General features: G+C 69.4%; 15 protein-coding genes. 9 read left to right on the top strand and 6 right to left on the bottom strand.

What is annotated here, in order from left to right; all coding sequences use genetic code 11:
• Positions 1-24 precede the first annotated feature (24 nt).
• The 5 genes from V2J18_RS12495 (at position 25) to V2J18_RS12475 (ending at position 8,140) form a co-directional block, all read left to right on the top strand.
• On the top strand, positions 25-1,683 hold the full coding sequence (locus tag V2J18_RS12495; RefSeq protein WP_336131932.1) for a glucoamylase family protein: 1,659 nt from the start codon (positions 25-27) through the stop codon (positions 1,681-1,683).
• Positions 1,684-1,906: 223 nt separating this feature from the next.
• On the top strand, positions 1,907-3,118 hold the full coding sequence (locus V2J18_RS12490) for a sugar ABC transporter substrate-binding protein (RefSeq protein WP_425606006.1): 1,212 nt from the start codon (positions 1,907-1,909) through the stop codon (positions 3,116-3,118).
• Positions 3,115-3,993: a carbohydrate ABC transporter permease gene (locus V2J18_RS12485; RefSeq protein WP_064747849.1), complete on the top strand. Its 879-nt coding sequence runs from the start codon at positions 3,115-3,117 to the stop codon at positions 3,991-3,993. Before V2J18_RS12490 ends, V2J18_RS12485 begins: the two co-directional genes overlap by 4 nt.
• A complete protein-coding gene (locus tag V2J18_RS12480; RefSeq protein ID WP_261370102.1) occupies positions 3,990-4,826 on the top strand; it encodes a carbohydrate ABC transporter permease in 837 nt (278 codons plus the stop codon). The genes V2J18_RS12485 and V2J18_RS12480 overlap by 4 nt, the downstream gene beginning before the upstream one ends.
• Before the next feature lie 158 nt (positions 4,827-4,984).
• Complete coding sequence (locus tag V2J18_RS12475; RefSeq protein WP_336133105.1) at positions 4,985-8,140, top strand: discoidin domain-containing protein; 3,156 nt, start codon at positions 4,985-4,987, stop codon at positions 8,138-8,140.
• Between the two features lie 239 nt (positions 8,141-8,379).
• On the opposite strand, the gene pgl is transcribed toward V2J18_RS12475, so the two are convergent.
• The 3 genes from pgl to zwf all read right to left on the bottom strand — a co-directional run bounded on the left by pgl (position 8,380) and on the right by zwf (position 11,841).
• A complete protein-coding gene (pgl, locus tag V2J18_RS12470) occupies positions 8,380-9,126 on the bottom strand; it encodes a 6-phosphogluconolactonase (RefSeq protein WP_336131931.1) in 747 nt (248 codons plus the stop codon).
• Between the two features lie 211 nt (positions 9,127-9,337).
• Positions 9,338-10,327 (bottom strand): glucokinase, encoded by a 990-nt coding sequence (gene glk, locus V2J18_RS12465; protein ID WP_064747850.1) that lies wholly within the window; start codon positions 10,325-10,327, stop codon positions 9,338-9,340.
• Positions 10,324-11,841: a glucose-6-phosphate dehydrogenase gene (gene zwf, locus V2J18_RS12460; protein ID WP_425606005.1), complete on the bottom strand. Its 1,518-nt coding sequence runs from the start codon at positions 11,839-11,841 to the stop codon at positions 10,324-10,326. Before zwf ends, glk begins: the two co-directional genes overlap by 4 nt.
• Before the next feature lie 389 nt (positions 11,842-12,230).
• On the opposite strand from zwf, the gene V2J18_RS12455 reads away from it, so the two are divergent.
• On the top strand, positions 12,231-13,334 hold the full coding sequence (locus V2J18_RS12455) for an ABC transporter ATP-binding protein (RefSeq protein ID WP_064747852.1): 1,104 nt from the start codon (positions 12,231-12,233) through the stop codon (positions 13,332-13,334).
• Between the two features lie 329 nt (positions 13,335-13,663).
• Here the strand turns inward: V2J18_RS12455 and V2J18_RS12450 are convergent, their stop codons facing one another.
• The 3 genes from V2J18_RS12450 to V2J18_RS12440 all read right to left on the bottom strand — a co-directional run bounded on the left by V2J18_RS12450 (position 13,664) and on the right by V2J18_RS12440 (position 18,378).
• Positions 13,664-16,690, bottom strand: coding sequence for a TonB-dependent receptor (locus V2J18_RS12450; RefSeq protein WP_336131930.1), 3,027 nt, complete (start codon positions 16,688-16,690; stop codon positions 13,664-13,666).
• Between the two features lie 191 nt (positions 16,691-16,881).
• Positions 16,882-17,355, bottom strand: coding sequence for a hypothetical protein (locus V2J18_RS12445; protein WP_141233460.1), 474 nt, complete (start codon positions 17,353-17,355; stop codon positions 16,882-16,884).
• Between the two features lie 237 nt (positions 17,356-17,592).
• Entirely contained in the window at positions 17,593-18,378 is a 786-nt protein-coding gene (locus tag V2J18_RS12440; RefSeq protein WP_336131929.1) for a TetR/AcrR family transcriptional regulator, read from the bottom strand.
• Between the two features lie 565 nt (positions 18,379-18,943).
• On the opposite strand from V2J18_RS12440, the gene V2J18_RS12435 reads away from it, so the two are divergent.
• The 3 genes from V2J18_RS12435 (at position 18,944) to V2J18_RS12425 (ending at position 21,732) form a co-directional block, all read left to right on the top strand.
• Complete coding sequence (locus V2J18_RS12435) at positions 18,944-19,477, top strand: hypothetical protein (protein WP_064747855.1); 534 nt, start codon at positions 18,944-18,946, stop codon at positions 19,475-19,477.
• Between the two features lie 37 nt (positions 19,478-19,514).
• Positions 19,515-21,035: a phospholipase effector Tle1 domain-containing protein gene (locus V2J18_RS12430; protein ID WP_075575099.1), complete on the top strand. Its 1,521-nt coding sequence runs from the start codon at positions 19,515-19,517 to the stop codon at positions 21,033-21,035.
• 136 nt (positions 21,036-21,171) lie between these two features.
• Positions 21,172-21,732: a hypothetical protein gene (locus V2J18_RS12425; protein WP_064747856.1), complete on the top strand. Its 561-nt coding sequence runs from the start codon at positions 21,172-21,174 to the stop codon at positions 21,730-21,732.
• The last annotated feature ends 69 nt before the right edge of the window (positions 21,733-21,801 follow it).

The following is a 21,801-nucleotide window of genomic DNA, read 5'->3' as shown; positions in this document are numbered from 1 at the left end:
AGACACAGGGGTCTTGGGTTTTTCATGCGACGCGTCAAGCCGGCAACACGAGCAGTTTCCTTCGCAGTCCTGGGCACGCTGTTGATCGCGCTGGCCGGCTGCAAGAAACCCGAGACCGAGTCGCAGACCCAGCCCATCGTGACCCCGGAGCCGGTGGTGGTGGAGCCGCTGAAGCAGGAGCGGCTGGCGCTGCCGCCGTTGTTCCGCGACATCGAGAAGCGCACCTTCCAGTTCTTCTGGGACACCAGCAACGAGCAGAACGGGCTGACGCCGGACCGTTATCCGTCGCGGCCGTTCGCCAGCATCGCCTCGGTCGGCTTCGCCCTGACTGCGTACCCGATCGGGATCGAGCGTGGCTGGGTCAGCCGCACCCAGGCGGTGGACCGCACCCTGACCACGTTGAAGTTCCTGCGCGACCTGCCCAGCGGCCCGCAGGCCAGCGGCAAGGGCAGCTACAAGGGCTTCTACTACCACTTCCTGGACATGCAGAAGGGCCAGCGCTACGACAGCTGGGTCGAGCTGTCGAGCGTGGACACCGGCCTGCTGATGATGGGGGTGCTGTTCGCCCAGTCCTATTACGACCGCGACGAGCCGCGCGAGAAGGAGATCCGCGCGATCGCCGACACGTTGTACAAGCGCGTGGACTGGCAGTGGCTGCAACAGAACAAACCGCTGATCTCGATGGGCTGGTTCCCCGAGTCGGGCTTCATCAAGCACGACTGGATGGGCTACAACGAGGCCATGCTGCTGTACGTGCTGGCGCTGGGCTCGCCGACCCATGCGGTCGAGCCGGAAGCCTGGACGGTGTGGACGCGCACCTACAACGACGTCTGGGGCGTGTACCAGGGCGAGGAGTTCCTGGCCTTCGGCCCGCTGTTCGGCCACCAGTACAGCCACGTCTGGATCGACTTCCGCGGCATCCAGGACGACTACATGCGCGAGCGCGGCATCGATTACTTCGAGAACAGCCGCCGCGCCGCCTACGCGCAGCGCGCCTATGCGATCGCCAACCCGATGAAGTGGGAGGACTACGGCCCGGAGCTATGGGGCTTGACCGCCAGCGACGGCCCGCAGCAGACCTTGCAGGAGTACCGCGGCGAGCAGCGCCAGTTCCGCCATTACTCGGCGCGCGGCGCCGGCCTACGCGAGAACTTCGACGACGGCACCATCGCCCCGACCGCGGCGATCGCCTCGCTGCCGTTCGCGCCGGAGATCGTGATTCCGACCACGGTGTCGATGCACGAGCGCTACGGCGAGTTCATCTATTCCAGCTACGGCTTCCTGGATTCGTTCAATCCCAGCTTCAAGTACGACATCCCGCTCAAGACCGGGCGGCTGGTGCCGGACCAGGGCTGGGTGGCCAGCGACTACATCGGCATCGACCAAGGCCCGATCCTCACCATGATCACGAACTACCGCAACGAGTTCGTGTGGAACGTGATGAAGCGCAATCCCTACATCCGCACCGGCCTGCAGCGCGCCGGGTTCAAGGGCGGTTGGCTGGAGCCGAAGGACGCCGAGCCGGGCAAGGACGGGGCCAAGCCCGGCGACGCCAAGCCGGCGCCTGCGACCAAGCCCTCCGGCACCATCGACCCGGCCACGGCGCGCGCGCTGGGCGAGGCGGAGTCGCGCGCCAATCGCGGCAACGCGCCGGCGACGCAGAATGCGCCGAAGCCGGAATGAAGACGTGAGCGCGGGCGCGCCAAGCGTCGGGTGGGGGGGCGGTCCGTCGCTCGTCGGACGGCGTGACGCGTCACGCAAAATACGCGCTCCTCTGGCCCGGCTGTTCCAACGGCGAGCAGGCGATGGGCGGGCGGCGTCGGCGACGGGACGATTGCGCGCGGTTGCGGCGGCAGTTCTGGCGATATTGCTGGGGAGTTGCTCGGCGCGCGAGGACGGGCGCACGGTGGTGAAGTTCTGGGCGATGGGCTTCGAAGGCGAAGTCGTGCAGCGCCTGATTCCCGAGTTCGAACGGCGCAATCCGCAGCTGCGGGTCGAAGTGCAGCAGCTGCCGATCACTGCCGCGCACGAGAAGCTGCTGACCGCGTTCGCCGGCGATTCGCTGCCGGACGTGGGTGCGATCGGCAACACCTGGATCTCCGAATTCGCCTTGCTCGATGCGCTGGAGCCGCTGGATCGCCGCCTGGCCGATACCGCAACCTTGCGCGGCGACGACTATTTCGCCGGCGCCTGGGACACCGGCGTGATCGACGGCCGCACCTATGCGGTGCCGTGGTACGTCGAAACCCGTTTGCCGTATTACCGCAAGGATCTGCTCGCTCAGGCCGGGGTCGAGCGGCCGCCGGCCACCTGGGCCGAATGGCAGCAGGCGATGGCGGCGATCAAGCGCGAGGTCGGGCCGGATCGCTACGCGGTGCTGTTTCCGCTCAACGAGCCCGAGCCCTTGCTCAACTTGGGCATCCAGTCGCCGGACCCGCTGCTGCGCGACAACGGCCGCTACGGCAACTTCCGCAGTCCCGGTTTCAAGCGCGCGCTGGCGTTCTACCGCGAGGCCTTCGACCGCAAGTGGGCGCCGCTGGCCAGCAACACCCAGATCGCCAATGTCTGGAACGAATTCGGCCGCGGCTATTTCAGCTTCTACGTCAACGGCCCCTGGAACATCGCCGAGTTCAGGAAGCGCCTGCCGGCGGAACTGCAGGACCGCTGGATGACCATGCCGCTGCCGGGCGAGCACGGCCCCGGCGCGTCGGTGGCCGGCGGTGCCAGCTTCGTGCTGTTTCGCGGCTCCCAGCGCGCGGACGCGGCCTGGAAACTGATCGCTTATCTGTCCGAACCCGGGGTGCAGGTGCGCTTTCACGGCCTGAGCGGCAATCTGCCGCCGCGGCGGGCCTCCTGGAACGCGCCGGCGCTGCTCGCCGACCCGTACGCGCGCGCGTTCCGCGACCAGCTCGAGCGCGCGCGGCCGACGCCGAAAGTGCCGGAGTGGGAGCGCATCGCGATGGAAATCAAACTGGTCGGCGAGCAATTGGCCAACGGCCGCCTCAGCGTCGACCAGGCCGCGGCCGAGCTCGACCGCCGCGCCGACCGGATCCTGGAGAAGCGGCGCTGGATGCTCGACCATCACACGATCGGCGAAGCGGCCGGGGAGGGCGGATGAAGCCGTCCACCGCCGGTTGGGTGTTCGCCGCGCCCGCCTTGAGCGTGATCGGCGTGTTCTTCGCCGTGCCGGTGCTGGCGGCGCTGGCGCTGAGCCTGACCGATTTCGACATCTATTCCCTGGCGCATATCGAGAACCTGCGCTTCGTCGCGTTCGACAACTATCTCAACCTGCTGCGCAATCCGTTGTTCTGGAGCGCGCTGGGCAACACCTTGTACTTCGTCGCGGTCGGCGTGCCGCTGTCGATCGCCGTGTCGCTGGGCGCGGCCTTGCTGCTGCATTCGCGCCTGGCCTGGTTCAAGCCCTTGTTCCGCACCGCGTTCTTCGCTCCGGTGGTGACCACGGTGGTCGCGGTGGCGGTGATCTGGCGCTATCTGCTGCATACCCGCTACGGCCTGATCAACTGGGGCCTGGCCCAGCTCGGCATCGACCCGGTCGATTGGCTGGGCGATCCGGACTGGGCGATGCCGGCGATCATCCTGTTCGCGGTGTGGAAGAACTTCGGCTACAACATGATCATCTTCCTGGCCGGCCTGCAGGCGATTCCCGAGGACTTGTACGAGGCCGCGCGCATCGACGGCGCCAGCCCGGCGCGGCAGTTCCGCCACATCACCCTGCCGATCCTCGGCCCGGTGCTGCTGATGGTGAGCATCCTGACCCTGGCCGGCTATTTCCAGCTGTTCGCCGAGCCCTACGTGATCACCCAGGGCGGCCCGCTGCAGAGCACGGTCAGCGTGCTGTACCTGATGTACGAAGAAGGCTTCAAGTGGTGGAACCTGGGCAACGCTTCGGCGGTGGCCTTCCTGCTGTTCGTGCTGATGACCGCGACCACCAGCGCGTTGATGTGGATCGCGCGCCGCAAGGGGGTCGAATGAACGATGCGGGCATGCCGGCCTGGCTGGCCCGGGCCATCGTCAACGGCCTGTTGATCGCGCTGGCGGCGCTGAGCGTGGCGCCGCTGCTGTGGATGCTGGCGGTGTCGCTGATGCAGCCGGGCGAGGCCAGCGCGTTTCCGCCGCCGCTGCTGCCGGCGAGCCCGACCCTGCACAACTACGCCGAGCTGTTCTCGCGCATGGGCATGGGCCGCTACCTGCTCAACAGCTTCCTGATCTCGACCCTGGTCACGGCGATCGCGGTGCTGCTGAACACGCTGGCCGGTTACGCCTTCGCCAAACTCGCCTTCGCCGGGCGCGAACGGGTGTTCCGGCTGCTGCTGGCGGCGCTGGTGATCCCGGCCCAGGTGTCGATGATGCCGCTGTTCCTGATGCTCAAGCAAATGGGCCTGATCAACAGCTATGCCGGCGCGGTGGTGCCGGGCATGGCCGGGATCTTCGGCATCTTCCTGGTGCGCCAGTACGCGCGTTCGATTCCCGACGAACTGCTGGAGGCGCCGCGCATCGACGGCGCCGGCGAATGGCGGATCTTCTTCCAGATCGTGTTGCCGGTGCTGCGGCCGATCCTGGTGACCCTGGCGATCTTCAGCTTTCTCGGCGCCTGGAACGATTTCATGTGGCCGCTGATCGTGCTCAGCGACGACAGCCTGCAAACCCTGCCGGTAGCGCTGGCTTCGCTGTCGCGCGAGCACGTGCAGGACAACGAAATGATGATGGCCGGTTCGGTGGTGACCGTGGTGCCGGTGCTGTTGCTGTTCCTGGCGCTGCAGCGTTACTACCTGCAGGGCCTGTTGGTGGGCAGCGTCAAGGGCTGAGGCCGACGCTGCCGCGACCGCGCCGCGTGCGCGAAACATGCCGCGCGGGCCGCGGCCCAGAGGTGCGAACGATGGCGAAACCCTGCAGCGCGGCGGCGGCCGCGCGCCCGGCCGCGGTGCGGCCGCTGCGGATCGGCGCTGCGGCGCTGCTGATCGCGATGTGCTCGCCGCTGCCGGTTTTCGCGCAGGCCGCTTCGCGCCTGCTCGACGGCTTCGAATCGGCGGCGCCGTGGACGGTGGTGGCCTCGAACCAGGTCAGCGCGAGTCTGCGCCCGGTCGAGGGTGCCGAAGGGCGCGGCCTGTGCCTGGACTACGACTTCAACGGCGTGTCCGGCTATGCCGGTTTGCAGCGCGAGCTGCCGCTGGAGTATCCGGACAACTACCGTTTCGATGTCCGCCTGCGCGGCGATTCGCCGGACAACGACCTCCAGTTCAAACTGGTCGATGCCAGCGGCGACAACGTGTGGTGGGTCAACAAGCCGCGCTACGCCTATCCCAGGTCGTGGACGCCGGTGACCTACAAGCGACGCCACATCGGCCGCGCCTGGGGGCCGGCGGCCGATCCGCTCCTGCGCCGCAGCGCCAAGCTCGAATTCACCGTCTACAACAGCGTCGGCGGCAAGGGCTCGGTGTGCTTCGACGAACTGCGTTTCCAGGCCCTGCCCAAAGACGACGGCGCGCCGTTGACCGGTGCGGTCTCGGCGACGTCCAGCGCGGCGGGCAGCCGCGCGGCGTTCGCGGCCGACGGCGATCCGGCCACCGCCTGGCGTGCCGGCTTCCAGCCTGCGCCGCATCCGGCGCTGACCCTAGACTTGGGCTGGGTGCGCGAATTCGGCGGCCTGGCGCTGCAATGGGCGGCCGACGGGTTCGCCTCGGATTACCGGATCGAGCTGTCCGACGACGGCAAGCGGTGGCGCGAAGCCTATGCGGTGACCGCCGGCAACGGCGGCACCGATCTGCTGCCGCTGCCGGAGAGCGAGGCGCGCTATCTGCGCCTGCGGCCGCTGCGCGGCAGCGGTCCGGGTTTCGGCCTGGCGGAGATGAGCGTGCAGCCATTGGCGTTCGCGGCGACGCCGAACGACTACGTCCGGCAATGGGCGCAACGCGCGCCGCGCGGCGATTATCCGCGCGGCTTCATCGGCGAGCAGCCGTACTGGACCCTGTTCGGAACCGATGGCGGCGCGGTGCAGAGCCTGATCGGCGAGGACGGCGCGATCGAGCCGAACAAGGGCGGATTCAGCGTCGAACCCTTCCTGCTGACCGACCGCGGCGCGGGCGTTTCGGCGCACGGCCGGCTGCTGACCTGGGCCGATGCCCAGATCGGCCAGAACCTGCAGGACGGTTATCTGCCGATCCCCGGCGTGTCGTGGCAGGCCGATGGCCTGCGCCTGGACATCGTCGCGTTCGCGCCCGAAACCGGCGCCCCCGGCGAGGACCAACGCATCGTCGCCCGCTACCGATTGCGCAACGACGGCGCACAGGCGCGCGATGCGACCCTGGCCTTGGCGCTGCGGCCCTTGCAGGTCAATCCGCCGACCCAGTTCCTCAGCACCACTGGCGGCGTCGGCGCGATCGGCACGATCCAGCTCGATCTGGCGGCGGGCCGGGTGAGCGCGGACGGCCGGCCGGCGCTGCAGTCGCTGAGCCCGGTCGCGGCGGGTTTCGCCACCGCCCTGCACAGCGGCGAGGCGGTCGAACGCCTGCGCTCGCCGGCGCCGTGGCCGGACCAGGACCGGGTCGACGATCCGACCGGGCTGGCGTCGGCGGTGCTGTTGTACCCGATGCGGCTGGCGCCCGGCGAAACCCGCGAGGTCGCGGTGGAGCTGCCCAGGCGCGGCGACGGCTTCTGGCCGCAACGCGATCCGGCGCTGGCGGAGCAATGGCAGCAACGCACGGCGGCGCTGTGGCGCGAGAAGCTCGACAAGGTCCGCTTGCGCGTTCCCAAAGCCGGTCAGCACGTGGTCGACACCTTGCGCACCGGCCTGGCGCACATGCTGATCAGCCGGGTCGGCCCGCGCCTGCAGCCGGGCACGCGCTCTTACGCGCGCGCCTGGGTGCGCGACGGTGCGATGATCGGCGAAGGCCTGCTGCGCATGGGGCGCGAGGACGTGGCCGAGGAATTCCTGCGCTGGTATGCGCCGTACCAGTTCGACAACGGCAAGGTGCCGTGCTGCGTCGACGACCGCGGCAGCGACCCGGTGCCGGAGAACGACAGCCACGGCGAGCTGATCTTCACCGTCGCCGAGGTCTATCGTTACACCCGCGACCGCGCCCTGCTCGAGGCGATGTGGCCGCACGTGGCCGGCGCGGTGCGCTACATGGACGAGTTGCGCCTGAGCGAGCGCACCGAGGCCAACCGCGCGCGCGGCCCGGCCTTCTACGGGATGATGCCGGCCTCGATCAGCCACGAAGGCTATTCGGCCAAGCCGATGCATTCGTACTGGGACAATTTCTGGGCGTTGCGCGGCTACAAGGACGCGGTCGACATCGCCCGGTGGCTGGGCAAGGACGAGCAGGCGCGCGCCTTCGCCGCATCGCGCGACGAGTTCCGCGCCGACCTGTACCGTTCGCTGGAAACCGCGGCGCAGGCGCACCGGATCGACTATCTGCCGGGCGCGGCCGAACTCGGCGATTTCGACGCGACCTCCACCACCATCGCGCTGGCGCCGGGCGGCGAGCAAGGGCTGTTGCCCGAGCGCTTGCTGCGCAACACCTTCGAGCGCTACTGGAAGGAGTTCGTCGAACGCCGCGACGGGCGCCGGCAATGGAAGGACTACACCCCGTACGAGTTGCGTACCATCGGCAGTTTCGTCCGCCTGGGCTGGCGCGAGCGCGCGCACGAAGCGCTGGCGTTTTTCTTCAAGGACCAGCAGCCGCGGGCCTGGAACCAGTGGGCGGAAGTGGTGTCGCGCACGCCGCGCACGCCGTTCTTCGTCGGCGATCTGCCGCATGCCTGGGTCGAGTCGGACTATGTGCGCTCGGCGCTGGATCTGTTCGCGTACACGCGCGATCGCGACCATGCGCTGGTGATCGGCGCCGGCGTGCCCCGGCCCTGGCTGGCGGGCGAGGGCGTGTCGGTCGAGGGGCTGCGCACGCCTTACGGCGCACTGGGCTATCGACTGCGCCGCGACGGCAAGCAACTGCGGCTGAGTCTGGCGTCCGGGCTCGACCTGCCGCCGGGCGGGGCGGTGTTGAAGTGGCCGTATGCCGACGCGCCGGGAGCGACCAGGGTGAATGGAAAGGCCGCAACGTGGAACGGCGACGAATTGAAGCTGGAGCGTGCGCCGGCGGAGGTGGTGGTCGAGGTGCGTTGAGGCGTACGCGCGGTTCCGGCGATAGGTGAGGGCGTCTCAGGGGGCGCACGCGATTTCCGGTTGCGCGCCGCGGTGGCGCGGCCACCAGGCCGCCGCGTTGTTGCCTGCAGGTGCGCGGTCGTGGCTCGCGCCGCTCCTATCCCTTGCGGCGGTGTTCGGTGTCGATCATTGGCGACGGCATCGGGCTCTGCGCATTCCTTGTCGCGGCTCACGCCGCTCCTGCAGGAGGGCGGCGGCGCTCAGGGCGACCAATGCACGTCGAGCGGATTCGGGCCTTGCAGGCTGATCAGCACCGGCCAGCGTTGCACGTCGCCGCTGGCCAGTGCGTTCAGGAAGGCGTCTCGCTTGCTCGCGCCCTGGATCAGCAGGAACCGCGCCTGCGCCTGGGCCAGGCCGCGCGGGGTCAAGCTGATGCGGCGGCGCCAGTCGCGGGCGCCGGGGCAGCCTTCGGCATCGACCGCGACATAGGCCTGGCGCGAGGCCAGGGCGCGCTCGAGGCCGAGCATGTCGGGAAACAATGAGGCGGTGTGGCCGTCCTCGCCCATCCCCAGCACCACCGCGCCGGCCGGTTGCAGCGCGTGCGCATTGGCGGCGGCGACCGCTTCTTCGATGCGCTGTCCGGGCCGGGTCAGTGACTCGAAACGCGCGGCGGCGGCGTTGTCGCGCAGCAGGTGCTGGCGCACCAGCCAGGCGTTGCTGTCCGGATCGCCGGGTTGCAGCCAGCGTTCGTCCACCAGGGCCACGTCGACACGCGCCCAATCCAGCGGCGCGCGCGCCAGGGCGCGGTAGACCGGCGCCGGCGTGGTGCCGCCGGACAGCAGCAACCGTGCGCGCGGCCGCCGTTGCAGCTCGCGCCGCAGCTCGGCGGCGATCGCCACCGCGCAGGCCCAGGTCCAGTGATCGACGCTGCGGTGCTCGTGCCAACGATACGGCGCGGCCACGGTCTGGGCCGGGTCGTGCGGGACGGGCTGGGTGTCCTCGAGCATGGGCGGATCTTCGCACGGCGTTCTTTAAAACGGCGTTTGCGCGAGGGCGCCGGCCAGCGGTCCGGGCGGGCCGCACGAACGTCCGCACCGTCGCCGCCGGAACCGGAAGCGCGCCGTCGTCGCAGTCGCGGCCGCCGCGGCTGGACGGTCCGGCGTGGAGACGAGCGGCCGGGCGGTCAGCCGCGGCCGTTGGGGACCTCGCCGCTCGCCGTTACACCGCCGGCGCCGGTGCGCGTTGCGCCGCCAGTGCTGCGGCGCCGAGCAGACCCGGCTGCGGATGGGTCACCGCCAGGGTCGGGATCCGCGCCATGGTCGGCGAGAACCGGCCCTTGTGTTCGAAGCGTTGGCGGAAGCCGGAGTGGGCCAGCCACGGCATCAGCTTGGGCACCAGGCCGCCGGGCAGGAACACGCCGTCCCAGGCGCCCAGGGTCAGCACCAGGTCGCCGGCGGCGGCGCCGAACACCGCGCAGAACAGATCGATCGCGCGCAGGCAGCGTTCGTCGCCTTCGCGCGCCATCGCGGTGATGTCGGCCGGCTGCAGCGGGCCGGGATCTTCGCCGGCGATCTGGCTCAGCGAGCGATGCAGGTTGACCAGGCCGCTGCCGCTGATCAGGCGTTCGTTGGAGACCCGGCCGAATTCGCCCGACAGGCGTTGCAGCACTTCGATCTCTTCCGGCGTGCCGGGAGCGAAGCTGACATGGCCGCCTTCGGTCTGCAGCGGGTAGTAGCGGCCGTCGCGGCGCAGCAGGCCGCCGACGCCGAGGCCGGTGCCCGGGCCGATGATGGCGTAGGTGCGGTCGCGGTCGTCGTCCCAGCCGTTCCAGCGCGCGCCGCCGATCGGCACCACGTCGGTGGGTTGCAGCAGCGACACCGCCATCGCCTGCGCGGTGAAATCGTTGACCAGGTCGATCCGGCTCAGGCCCAGGGCCTGGCGGGTGCGCTCGGCGGAAATCACCCAAGGGTGGTTGGTGATCCGCGCCTCGTCGCCGTCGACCCGGCCGGCGACCGCGAACACGCCGTGGCTCGGCGTCGCGCCGGTGCGGTCGAGGTAGTGGCGCGCCGCATCGGCCAGCGAGGGAAAGTCGGCGACGGCGAAGATCTGCACGCTGTCCGCGCACAACTGCGGGCGTGCGCCGTCGGTCGTCGACAGGGCGAAGCGGGCGTTGGTGCCGCCGATGTCCGCGAGCAGGGCGCCGCTCATGCGCGACCTCCGCGCTGACCGTTGACCGGGGGCAGGAAGGCCTCGGCTTCGGCCGGGCCCCAGGACCCGGCGGGGTACTCCAGCACCGGCTGGCGGTTGCGGCTCCAGGCCTGTTCGATGCTGTCGATCCACTGCCAGGCCGCTTCGATTTCGTCGTCGCGCACGAACAGGGTCTGGTTGCCGCGCAGCGCGTCCACCAGCAGGCGTTCGTAGGCGATGCGCCGCTGCGGCGAGGTCGACATCGACAGGTCCAGCGACATCGGCCGCAGTTCCAGCGCGCCCCATTCCGGCGCGGCCAGGCTGCCCATCAGGCCCAACTCGATGGTCTCGTCCGGCTGCAGGCGCATGCGCAGGTGGTTGGGGCGCTCGCGGCCGCGCTTGGGGCGGTCGAACAGCCAGTGCGCGACCGGGCGGAACGACACCACCACCTCGGTCGCGCGCTCGGCCAGGCGCTTGCCGGTGACCAGCCGGAACGGCACCCCGGCCCAGCGCCAGTTGTCGATCCAGGTCTGCACTGCGACGAAGGTCTCCACCGGTTCGTCATGGACGAAGCCCTTGACCGCGCGGCCTTCGACCACGCCGGCGCCGTAGCGGCCGCGCACGGTGTGCTGGGCCACGTCGGCTTCGCTCATCGGCCGCAGCGCGCGCAGCACCTTGCGCTTCTCGTCGCGGATGCTGTCGGCGTCCAGCGCCGAGGGCGGTTCCATCGCGATCAGCGCCAGCAACTGCAGCATGTGGTTCTGGACCATGTCGCGCAGCGCACCGTAATGGGCGTAGTAGCCCTCGCGGCCGTCGACGCCGGCGGTCTCGCCGACCAGGATGTCGACCGACTCGATCCAGCGGTGCTGCCACACCGCCTCCAGCAAGGTGTTGCCGAAGCGCAGGGCGAGCAGATTCTGCACCGCCGCCTTGCCCAGGTAGTGGTCGATGCGGAAGATCCGCGACTCGTCCAGGCATGCCTTGAGCGCGGCGTTGATCGCGCGCGCCGAGGCCAGGTCGCGGCCGATCGGCTTTTCCAGCACCAGCCGCGATTCGCCGTCGAGCAGGCCGGCGGCCTTCAGCCCCTGTGCGCAAGGCACGAACAGGTCCGGCGGCGTGGCCAAATAGCTGACGCTGGGGCGGTCGGCGTAGGCCGACAGCGCCTGCGCGATCGCCGCTTCGTCGCGCAGGTCGACCGAGACGTAGGCGATCCGCGCCAGCAGGTCCTCGACCACGCCGGCGTCGTCGGCGACCTCGGCCGCCATGCGGTCGCGCAGCCAGGCGCGGAATTCGTCGTCGCTCAGTTCCTGGCGGCCGACCGCGACGATGCGGAACGTCGTCGGCAGCAGCCGGTCGCGCCACAGATGGATCAGGGACGGAAACAGATAACGCTGGGAGAGATCGCCGGTGGCGCCGAACAACAGCAGGGTGTCGTGCATGGAACGCGCGGACCAAAGGGGGAAGGGGGAACTCGAAGGATCGCGGTGCGCCTTGCGAGGTGCCGCAGGCGCGGGCGCCGGGACGGGGTCAAGCATATCGCCGCCGGGGCGTCGCGCGACATAGTGGCCGATCGCTGCCGCGCGTCGCGCGCCGGGCGCGGCGACGGCGCATTCTTGTCGGCACATCTCGGCGGCGTTCCGCATCGTCGCCGACGATCGCGGCGTGGGAGGCGGGCAGCGCCATGGCGTGGCGGGCTCGGGCCATGCGGAGGGGCCACGAGCATCGGCGACGGCATGAAGCGGCGAGCGGGTTCACGCGCGACCCTGCGTGCGGGTACGGTGGGCGCGGCGGCGGCGAGGGGCGGACATGGAGCGCTCCCAGGATCGCGGCACGCCGTCGGGGCGTGCATGAAAACGGTTACATGGCAGAATAGCCCAGGGCGGCGCCGATTGCACCGCCGCGTTCGTCTTCGTCGGGAGAGTTCATGGCCAAGGTCACCCTGGATCGTCTGCGCAAGGTTTATCCGAACGGTTATGTCGGCGTGGCCGATGCCAGCTTCCAGATCGAAGACGGCGAACTGCTGGTGCTGGTCGGGCCGTCCGGCTGCGGCAAGTCGACCCTGCTGCGCATGGTCGCCGGCCTGGAGACGATCAGCGAAGGCGAACTGCGCATCGGCGAGCGTCGGGTCAACGAGGTGGCGCCGAAGGACCGCGACATCGCCATGGTGTTCCAGAGCTATGCGCTGTACCCGCACATGAGCGTGGCCGAGAACCTCGGCTTCGGCCTCAAGCTGCGCGGCGCGGGCAAGGCCGAGATCGCCGAGCGGGTCGGCGCGGCGGCGGCGATGCTGGAACTGGAGCCGCTGCTGCAACGCAAGCCCGCGGCCCTGTCGGGCGGCCAGCGCCAGCGCGTCGCTCTGGGCCGGGCGCTGGTGCGGCAACCGCAGGTGTTCCTGCTCGACGAGCCGCTGTCCAATCTGGATGCCAAGCTGCGCATGGGCATGCGGGTGGAGATCGCGCGCCTGCATCGCCAGCTCGGCACGACCATGATCTACGTCACTCACGATCAGATCGAGGCCATGACCCTGGGCCATCGCATCGTGGTGATGAAGCAGGGCCACATCCAGCAGATCGACACGCCGATGGCGCTGTACGAGCGGCCGGTGAATCTGTTCGTGGCCACCTTCCTCGGCAGCCCGAAGATGAACACCTTGTCCGGTCGCGTCGACGAGCGCGGCGACGGCTTGGTGTCGAGGGTCGCCGAGGGCATCGAGCTGCCCTTGCCTGCGTCCGGTGCCTTGGCCGATACCCTGCGCGGCTATGTCGGCCGCGAACTGATCGTCGGCCTGCGCCCCGAGCACCTGCGCCCGGCCGCGCCCGGCGCCGCCACCCTGGCGACCCGGGTCGAAGTGGTCGAACCGGTCGGCAACGAAGCCTTCCTCAACCTGCGCTGCGGGCGCGACGAGATCGTCGTGCGCCTGCCGCCCTACGATCTGCCCAAGGTCGGCGACGAATTGCATCTTGCCTACGAGGCCGAGCGCATGCACTTCTTCGACCCGGTCAGCGAGTTGGCTTTGGGGCGGGGGTAGGGAGTGGGGATTGGGGATTGGGGATTGGGGATTGGGGGCGGCGCGAGCCGCGACCGCGAAATGCCTTAGGCCGCCGCTGCATCCCGGGCCCGCGTTGCGCCTCGCTCTTGCAGGAGCGGCCTGCCGCAGGAATCGGCTCCGGTCATAAGCCGCGATCGTGGGTTTGCATGCCGCCGCGCTCCGTTCGCTGCGCGGTCGCGGCTCGCGCCGCTCCCGTCCCCCTGCGGCGGCCGGACGCCCGGAAGGCGGCCCGCGCCGTGCCCGCAGGAGAGGGGAGACGGGCACGACGCAGGCCGCGAAACTGACTCGATTCGCGTCGGAACCGACGCTCAGTAGAACCCCTTGCGCAGGCTCAGTCCGACGATGCGCGGGTCCAGGGTGAACACGTTGGTGGTCAGGCCGCTGTCGTCGCTGTTGACGAAGGCGTCGGTGATCGGGGTCTTGTCGAAGGCGTTCTTGACGTACAACTGCACGCTCAGGTCCGACTGCGGCCGGTTCAGGGTCAACGAGAAATTGGCGTTGCTCCACGAGCGCAGGCGGTCGTTGACCGTGTTGTAGACCCGGGCATAGCTCTTGCTCTGGCGGTAGTAGTCGCCGCGCAGGGTGAGGTCCCAGTGCTCGCCGAGCAGGAAGGTGTACTGCGCGCCGAGGTTGAAGGTCAGCCGCGGCGCGTTCGGCAGCTCGTTGCCGCCGAGATCGGCGTAGAAGCCCTGGCCGCCGTTGGGGCCGTCGGTGCGCGGGTCGTAGCTGAAACCCAGCAAGGACTCGTAGAACCCGCCCGGCAGCAGATCGCCGCCGAGGAAGAACCGGGGGCTGCAGAAGTTGTTGAGGATGGTCGGGGCAATGTTGTAATCGCCGGCCACGGCCAGGATGCGCTCGACATAGTCCTTGGGCGCGACGCAGTTGGACGCCTGCTGCAGCCAAGGCCGCACCACCACCCAGTCCGGTTTGCCCTGGGTACGGTCCATCACGTCGATCGAGCGTTCGCCGTCGGCGATGCGGGTCTTGAGCCAGCCCAGGTTGGCGTCCAGGCGCAGCCGTTCGGTCGGCTTCCAGGCCAGCTCCAGCTCCAGGCCGTAGGACGTCGCGTCGAAATTCTCGTTGAAGGCGCTGCGGTCGACGATCTGCGAGACCTGATAGTCGCGGTAGTCGTAATAGAACGCCGACGCGTTGAACTGCAGTTTGCCGCCGGCGAAGCTGTTCTTGGTGCCGATCTCGAAGGCGTTCACGTACTCCGGCGCGAAGGTCGTGTCGCGGGCAATGAAGCCGAGGAATTCCGGATCGGCGCCGATGCCCGGCGAATTCGTCCCGCCGGCCTTGTAGCCGCGCGCCAGCGAGGCATAGACCAGGGTGTCGTCGGTGAAAGCCAGGTCCGGCTTCCAGTCCAGCACCAGCCGGCCGGTGAACTTGCCCCAGCTCTGGCGCACATCGGACAGGGCCGGGTAGCCGCTGTTGACCAGGCCGCCGCCGCGCAGCCCCGGCGCCAGCAGCAGTTGGCTCGGCACCGGCGTGGTGATCTTGGTGTCGTCAGTGTAGCGCAGGCCGGCGGTCAGCTTGACCGTGTCCGACAGCTGCCAATAGCCCTCGCCGAACACCGCCCAGGAACGGGTGCGCGCGATGTTGCGGCTGCGGAAGTAGTTGTGGCCCTGGCCGTCGATGCGGTCGATCGGGTTGGGGTCGATGTACACGCACTGCAGGTAGAACGGCAGGCTCGGGTCGAGGTTCTGCGGGCAGCCCATCGGCGGATAGCCGGCGATGCCGCGCAGCGCGTCCTGGTTGTAGAAGCCCTGGGCGAGCAGGGAGAAGATGTTGTTGAAGACGTAGTAGTCCTCGTCGATCTCGAAATCCAGGTAGTTGGCGCCGACGTTGAAGTTGAAGCGACCGTCGAAATCCGACTGCAGGCGCAGTTCCTGCGACCACTGCTTGCTGCGCGCACGGCTGAGATCGACCGCCAGGTAGCCGCTCGAGGGGCCGAGTTGCGGGTCGGTATAGACCCCGCCCGGCGTCAGCGCGAACGCGGGATTGCCCTCGTCGTCGACCGCGTCGCCGGAGTCGCTGAAGATCGGCACCGAGGCGAAGCGGCCGTAGTCCTGGGTCGAGTAATAGTCGTCCTTGGAGTACGCGCTTTGCGAGACCAGGCTCAGGCCGTTGCCGAGGTCGAAGTCGAAATTGAGCTGCACCACGTCGTTCTCGGCCTTGAAGCGCGGGTCGTAGGTGGTCGCGATCTCGCGCAGGTCGCGCGACTGGCGGACGTCGCCGAACGGGTCGATCGGCGCGGTCACGCCGCCGCGCAAGGCGTAGACGAAGTCGCTGAAGTCCGGCAGCCAGCCGAGCTTGACGAAACCCGGCGCGACCAGCATCTGCGGCAGGCTGGCGCCGTTGGGCGTGCCGAAAGCGCCCTCGTCGTAGAGCGAGCCGGGCAGGCAGGCCTGGCTGAGGTATTCGCGATAGAACGGCGCATCGGTCGCGGTCGCGCCGACCCGTTCCGGGCCGGGGTCGCGATGGCACAGCTGCTTGCCGGTGCGCGAGCGCCGGTCGTCCTCTTCGAAATGCTCCCAGACCAGGCTGGCGCGTACGCGCTCGTTCGGCGTCCACAGCGCCGAGCCGCGCGCCGACCACAGGTCGCGGTCGTTGACGTCGCGACGGGTGACGGTGTTGTAGTCGTAGCCGTCGCGACGGGTCCAGGCGCCGGCCAGGCGGAACGCCAGCGTATCGCCGGCCGGCAGGTTGACCATGCCGGCGACGCGGCGGCTGTCGTAGTTGCCGATCTCGCCCTTGAGATTGGCCTCGAGACCGTCGAGGCTGGGCAGGCTGGGAATCATGTTGACCACGCCGCCGGTGGCGTTGCGGCCGTACAAGGTGCCCTGCGGGCCGCGCAGCACTTCGATCCGGTCGACGTCGAAATACTCCTGCTCGAACAGTCGATTGCGGATCAGCGGCGTGCTGTTGAAACTCACCGCCACACCGGGGTCGGTGGTCACCGACAAGGCCTTGGTGCCGACGCCGCGGATGGAGAAGTTGTAGCTGGCGAAGTTGCTCTTGGAGAACGTCACGTTCGGAGTCGCCCGCAACAGCTCGGCGCCGCCTTCGATCTTGAGCTCGTCCAGCGATTGGGCGCTGAACACCGACAAGGCGATCGGCACGTCCTGGATGCGTTCGGCGCGTTTCTGCGCGGTGACGATGACCGCGTCCAGGGTGGTGGCGTCGGCGCTCGCGGTTTGGCCGGGCGGCGCCGCCTCCGGCGCGGGCGCGGCGCCCTGCTGGGCGGCGGCCTGCATCGCCAGGCCGGACAGCAGCGCCAGCAGCAGGGCGCGCCGCCGTGGCATCGGACGGAAGCGTGGATGGGTTGACGGCATCGGGTATCCCCTCGTGGATGTGGCGAATGGCGTTGCGCGCGGCGCGCCCGGACGCGACCGGCCTGCGCGCAAGGCGTGCGGCGAACGGACGACGGATGGACGACGGATGCGGCCGCGGGCCTTCCCCTGGAGCGGCTGCGGCGGCCGCGGGCGGCTGCGCAAGGTCCGGAGCCTTGCGCAACCGCGCAGGCTTACGGCCAGACGATGCCGACGGTCGGCCAGGTGCTCAGCGTGCCGCTGACCCGGCAATTGCCGGGCAGCACGGTGTCGAAGGTGAACACGCCGCCGACCAGGGTGCCGCGGACCGTGCCCTGGCAAGCGATCAGGCCCAGAGCGACCACGCGTACGTTGCGCAACTCACCGGTGGTGGGCGAGGTGGGTACCAACTGCCAGGTGTTCTGGCCCTTGATGACGCTGCAGATCAGCGAGCTGCCGACGAAGGTCGAGGCCGGGCCGTTGATGGTGCCGTTGCCGAAAGCGTCGATGCTGCCGTAGAAGGTCGACGTGCAGGGGCCGCCGACGCCGCCGGGACCGGTGAGGTTGGTCGGGCCGCTGGCGCTGAAGCCGCTGTTGACCGGGGTGAGCGACGCCGCCGACGCCGTAGTGGCGACGAACGCGGCGACGCCGATCAGGGAGCCCAACACGAAAGTTCGGATTGCGGGCATGAGCTAGTCTCCAAACAGGCTGGAAGGGGAGGTGCAAAGCACCGTGTCGCCGCGAGCGCTGTGCCGCGACGGGTCAGGACGGCCGCGCCGCGACGCATGCGGCGGAGGCTGGGGGCGGACCGCCGGGAGCGTCGCGATGCCCGCGTGGCATCGCCCGGTGATCCGCAGGCGCCGGTCCTGGGCCGACGCTATTCGCTGGTCTTTACCGCCGCGGAGGCGGAGCGCGTCCCGGCGGGATCACGCCTCCACCACCTCGACCGCCCACGGCGGCAGGATGCCCGAGGGTTTGCGCGCCGCGGCCTGCGCATCGGCGGCCTGGGCCGCGGCGTCGGCGAGCAGCACCACGCGCTCGACCTTGCCGATCTGTTCGGCGTTGCCGAACGGCTCGGTCAGGGTCGGCGAGATGAAGGTGATCAAGCGCGCCAGCATCAACGAGTCGCTGACTTCCTCGCCCATGCACAGCGCGGCGATCAGCTCGTCCATGTTCTCGCCGGCCAGTACGCCGGCCAGCGCCTTCAGGCATAGGTGCAGGCGCATGCCCAGTTCGTTGCGCGACAGGTACGGCAGCGCGCGGGCGAAGGCTTCGAAGTAGCGGCCGAAGATCGGCTGGTAATGCTCGCGCAGGTAGCCGCGGATGAACGGCGAGGGGTCGCTGTAGACGCGGCCGAGCAGGCGCACGAAGGCCGGACCGTTGGCGCTGTTGCGGCCCATGCGCAGCGCCGGCACGAACAGCGCGCTGAGCACGGCGTGCGCGTCCATCGATTCGGCGCCGTAGCGTTGTTCGCAAGCGTCCAGCAGGCGCAGGCGCTCCTGGTTGAGGCGGTCGAAGCGTTCCTGCAGCAACTCCTGGACCAGCGCCTCCTTGCTGCCGAAGTGGTAGTTGACCGCGGCCAGGTTGGTCACGGCGCGGCCGGTGATCTGGCGCATCGACATGGCCTCGTAGCCGTGTTCGATGAACAAATCCTCGGCCGCCTCGAGCAGGCGGGCCTTGGTATTGCCGGGCAGCAGCGGTCGTGTGTTCATCGGCGCTCGGAGGCTGGACGCGGCGGCGCCCGTGGGCGGGGCGGTCGGACGCGCGTTTTGGGCGGCACTGAAGGAGCGTTTGAAGGGGCGATTTGAAGGTCGGCTCGATTGGATGTTTGAGTACGGGTTTCAAACGGCTGTTCCAACGCACGTCGCCGTATGTGGCACAGCGCCCGACGGTGAAATCGCGCCGGCGCGCACTGTCTGGCGCGGCCGCCGCGGCGAATGTCGGAATTTGCTACGCATAACGCAGAATCGGGCGCGAACGCCGTCCGTTTTTTTCTCGACACGGCCCGGATCTTGCTGCTGCGCAACGCGCGGCTGCGGTCGCGCAGGCTGGCGGCGGTGCGGTACGTCGATACGCCCTGTGCTCGATCCGTACAGTGGGCGGGGCCGGGCAGGGAGTGATAACGTTCAGCTTCCAGGAGGGACCCCGATGGATCGTCTGCCCGCGACCGGCCGCCGCACCGCAGCCGCGCCCCGGACCGCCGCGCAGACGCGCCGTGCCGCCCGGGCCGCGGCCGCTGCGCTGGTCCTATTCGCCGCCACAGGATGTCAAACCGCCATGTCCACGTCCGCCGCTTCCAGCTCCGCCGCCTCGGCCGCCGCCGGCACTTCGGCCGAATGGCCGCTGCGCTTCCAGCGCCATCGCTTCGGCGCCTACTGCTTCGACACCTGGGGCTGCCAGATCGTCTACAACGGCTTCCCGCACGGGCGCTCCGAACCCGAGACCTTGAGTCCGTCCGCCGCGTCCTATGGCGACGATCTGCGCCAGCGGATGAAGGGCGGGCACTTGGACATCCGTAATTTCCCCGGTCCGGCCGAGGTGCGCTGGCGCTCCAAGGACAAGACCGAGCACGAGGCCCGGATCGACATCGCCGAGATCTTCCGCGACCAGCTGGTGCGGCACGAGGTCGCGCGCGAGGACATCGCCGAGGGCGCCAGCATCGGCGAGCCGGAGATCATCCTGGAGGTCGACGACCGCACCATCAACGTCTACAGCCGCTGCTTCATTCCGCTGAAGCGGCCGATGGACCCGGGCAATCCGCACAGCGACTACCGCGCCGATCTGATCAAGGTATTCAGCCGCAGCTACTGACCGCCCGTTCGGGCCGCAGGACTAAGGAGAGTTTGCGATGGGCGGTGGAAAGCATCCGGACGGGGTCGAGACCTATCCCGCCGACCGGCACGACCTGGACAGTTACCGCGAGGCCAGCGCCGAACTGGCGCGGCTGCAGGCGCCGTTGCTGCTGGATTCGAACAACCCGCATGCGCGTTTGTTCGTGGCCGCGTTCGACGGCACCGGCAACAGCATGTACAAGGACGACCCCAAGAACCACACCAACGTCGCCAACGTGGTCCAGCAGCTGGAAGCCGGCCTGCACCGCAACGTCGGCTTCGGCTACGTCGAAGGCCCCGGCACCCAGGACGGCTGGTTCGCCAGCACCCGCGACATGGCCACCGGCCGCACGTTCGAGCCGCGCGTCGAGCGGATGTACCAACAGTTCGCCGAACAGTCCAAGCAGTGGCTGCGCGAGGACCCGCAGGCGCAGATCAGCGTCGCCGGGATCGGCTTCAGCCGCGGCGCCGAGCAGGAAGCGGCGTTCGCGCGCCTGGTCCACGAGCGCGGCATCCAGGATCCCAGCGGCGCGCAGTATCGCTACGACAGCGCCCGCAACATCGTCGGGGTCGAGTACACCAAGCCGCCGTTGGTGCCGCCCGGGCAGGTGGCCCAGGCCGTGGGACTGTTCGATCCGGTCGGCACCGGCGAGCCGCGCCTGCACGACCGGCGCCTGCCGCCGTCGGTGGTGTCGGGGTTCCAGATCACCGCCGAGGACGAGCGCCGCGACCATTTCAAGTCGACCAGCCTGCTGCGGCCCGGCTTCACCGAGGACTCGCGCTTTCTCAACGTCACCGTCGGCGGTGCGCACAGCAACATCGGCGGCAGCTACGAGCTCAACGGCTTGTCGATCCGCAGCGGCAACCTGATGACCGATTACCTCAACAGCCTCAGCGACCGGCCGCTGCTGGACAAGCGGGTGGAACCGGACGATCCCTCGCTCAACGTGGTCCATCGCTCGGACAAACATCAGTTCTTCTACACCACCCGCAGCTTCCGCGACGGCGAACGCGACCGTATCGACCTGGTCGCGAGCAAGCAGCAGCAAAAAGACGGTTCGGTGGCCGATCCCTACCGCAAGGAGCCGATCGATCCCGAACTGGACGCCCGCTTCGAGCGCCGCGGCGTGCCGATCGGCGCCGCGCCGGTGCGCTTGGGCGCGCTCGACGCCGGCCAGCCCATTCAAGTGCAAGGCGGGCCGGCGCAGGGCGGCCGCGGGCCGGGCGGCGACGAGGTCGAGCGCAGTTTCGATCGCATGGTCGAGGCCGCGCGCAACCGCGACAGCGCCGGCTTCCGCGCCGCGACCCAGGACTACGCCCAGTCCGAATCCGGCCAGGCCTGGTTGCAGGGCGGGCGCGAGCAGTACCGGCAGCAGCAGGAACAGCAGCGCCAGCAACAGGATCAGAACCCGGCGCGCGCGGCCGAACGACCGCCGCTGCAGGAGGCTCCGCCGGCGCAACAGGCTCAGCCGCCGGCACCGACCCAGCAGCTTCCGCAATCCCCGTCGCCGCCCGCGCCGCGCCTGCCGGGAATGTAAAGAACGCGCTTCACCCACGGTGGTCCGAAGCGCGTTTTCCGGCGCACGCTTTTAAAGGCATGCCTTTGAAGCCACGCTACTCAACGGCACGTTTTTTCCAGAACACGATTTCAAGAGCACGCTTACGGAGATCCTCGTGCAGGACGCGCAAGACCTGAAACGCCTCGCCGCCGACCTGGCGGTTTTCGCCCAGCATCTGCAGGAACAGAGCGAACGTGCGGTCCAGCACGTCGACCGCAGCGCCGATGAGCTGCAACGCACCGCCCAGGGCATGGGCGCCGGCGCCGAACTGCTGGCGCAGCAGATCGCCCAGGCGGTGCGCGCCCAGGCCCAGGAAGCCATCGGCCGCGGCGCCGAACAGACCTTCGCTCCGATCGGCGCGCAACTGCGCGAAAGCGCCGAGACCGCCCAGCGCGCGGCGCAGGCGATCGAGGAACAGCGCAAGTCGCTGCAGCGTTCGCAGCAGCATCTGCTGTACAAGGGCGTGATCGCGCTGCTGGTCGGCTCGGTGCTGGCGGTCGGCGCCAGCGCGTACTTCGCCCGCAAGTCGATGCGCGAGATCGAGCGCGCCAAGTTCGGCGCCGACATCCTCGAGGCCTCGCGCACCGGCACGCTGACCCGCTGCGACGGCAAGCTGTGCGCGCGGGTCGGCAAGCGCTGGGGCACGAAGGGCGAGTACGTGTTGCTGGAAGAGTAAGCCCGCGCCGTCTGCCGTCTGCCGTCGCCTGCGGTCGCGGGCACGACGGCGGCGGAAGGCGCCGGAAAC

This window comes from Lysobacter firmicutimachus (assembly GCF_037027445.1).
Classification (GTDB): domain Bacteria; phylum Pseudomonadota; class Gammaproteobacteria; order Xanthomonadales; family Xanthomonadaceae; genus Lysobacter; species Lysobacter firmicutimachus.
This window is presented reverse-complemented; position numbering and strand designations above follow the sequence as displayed.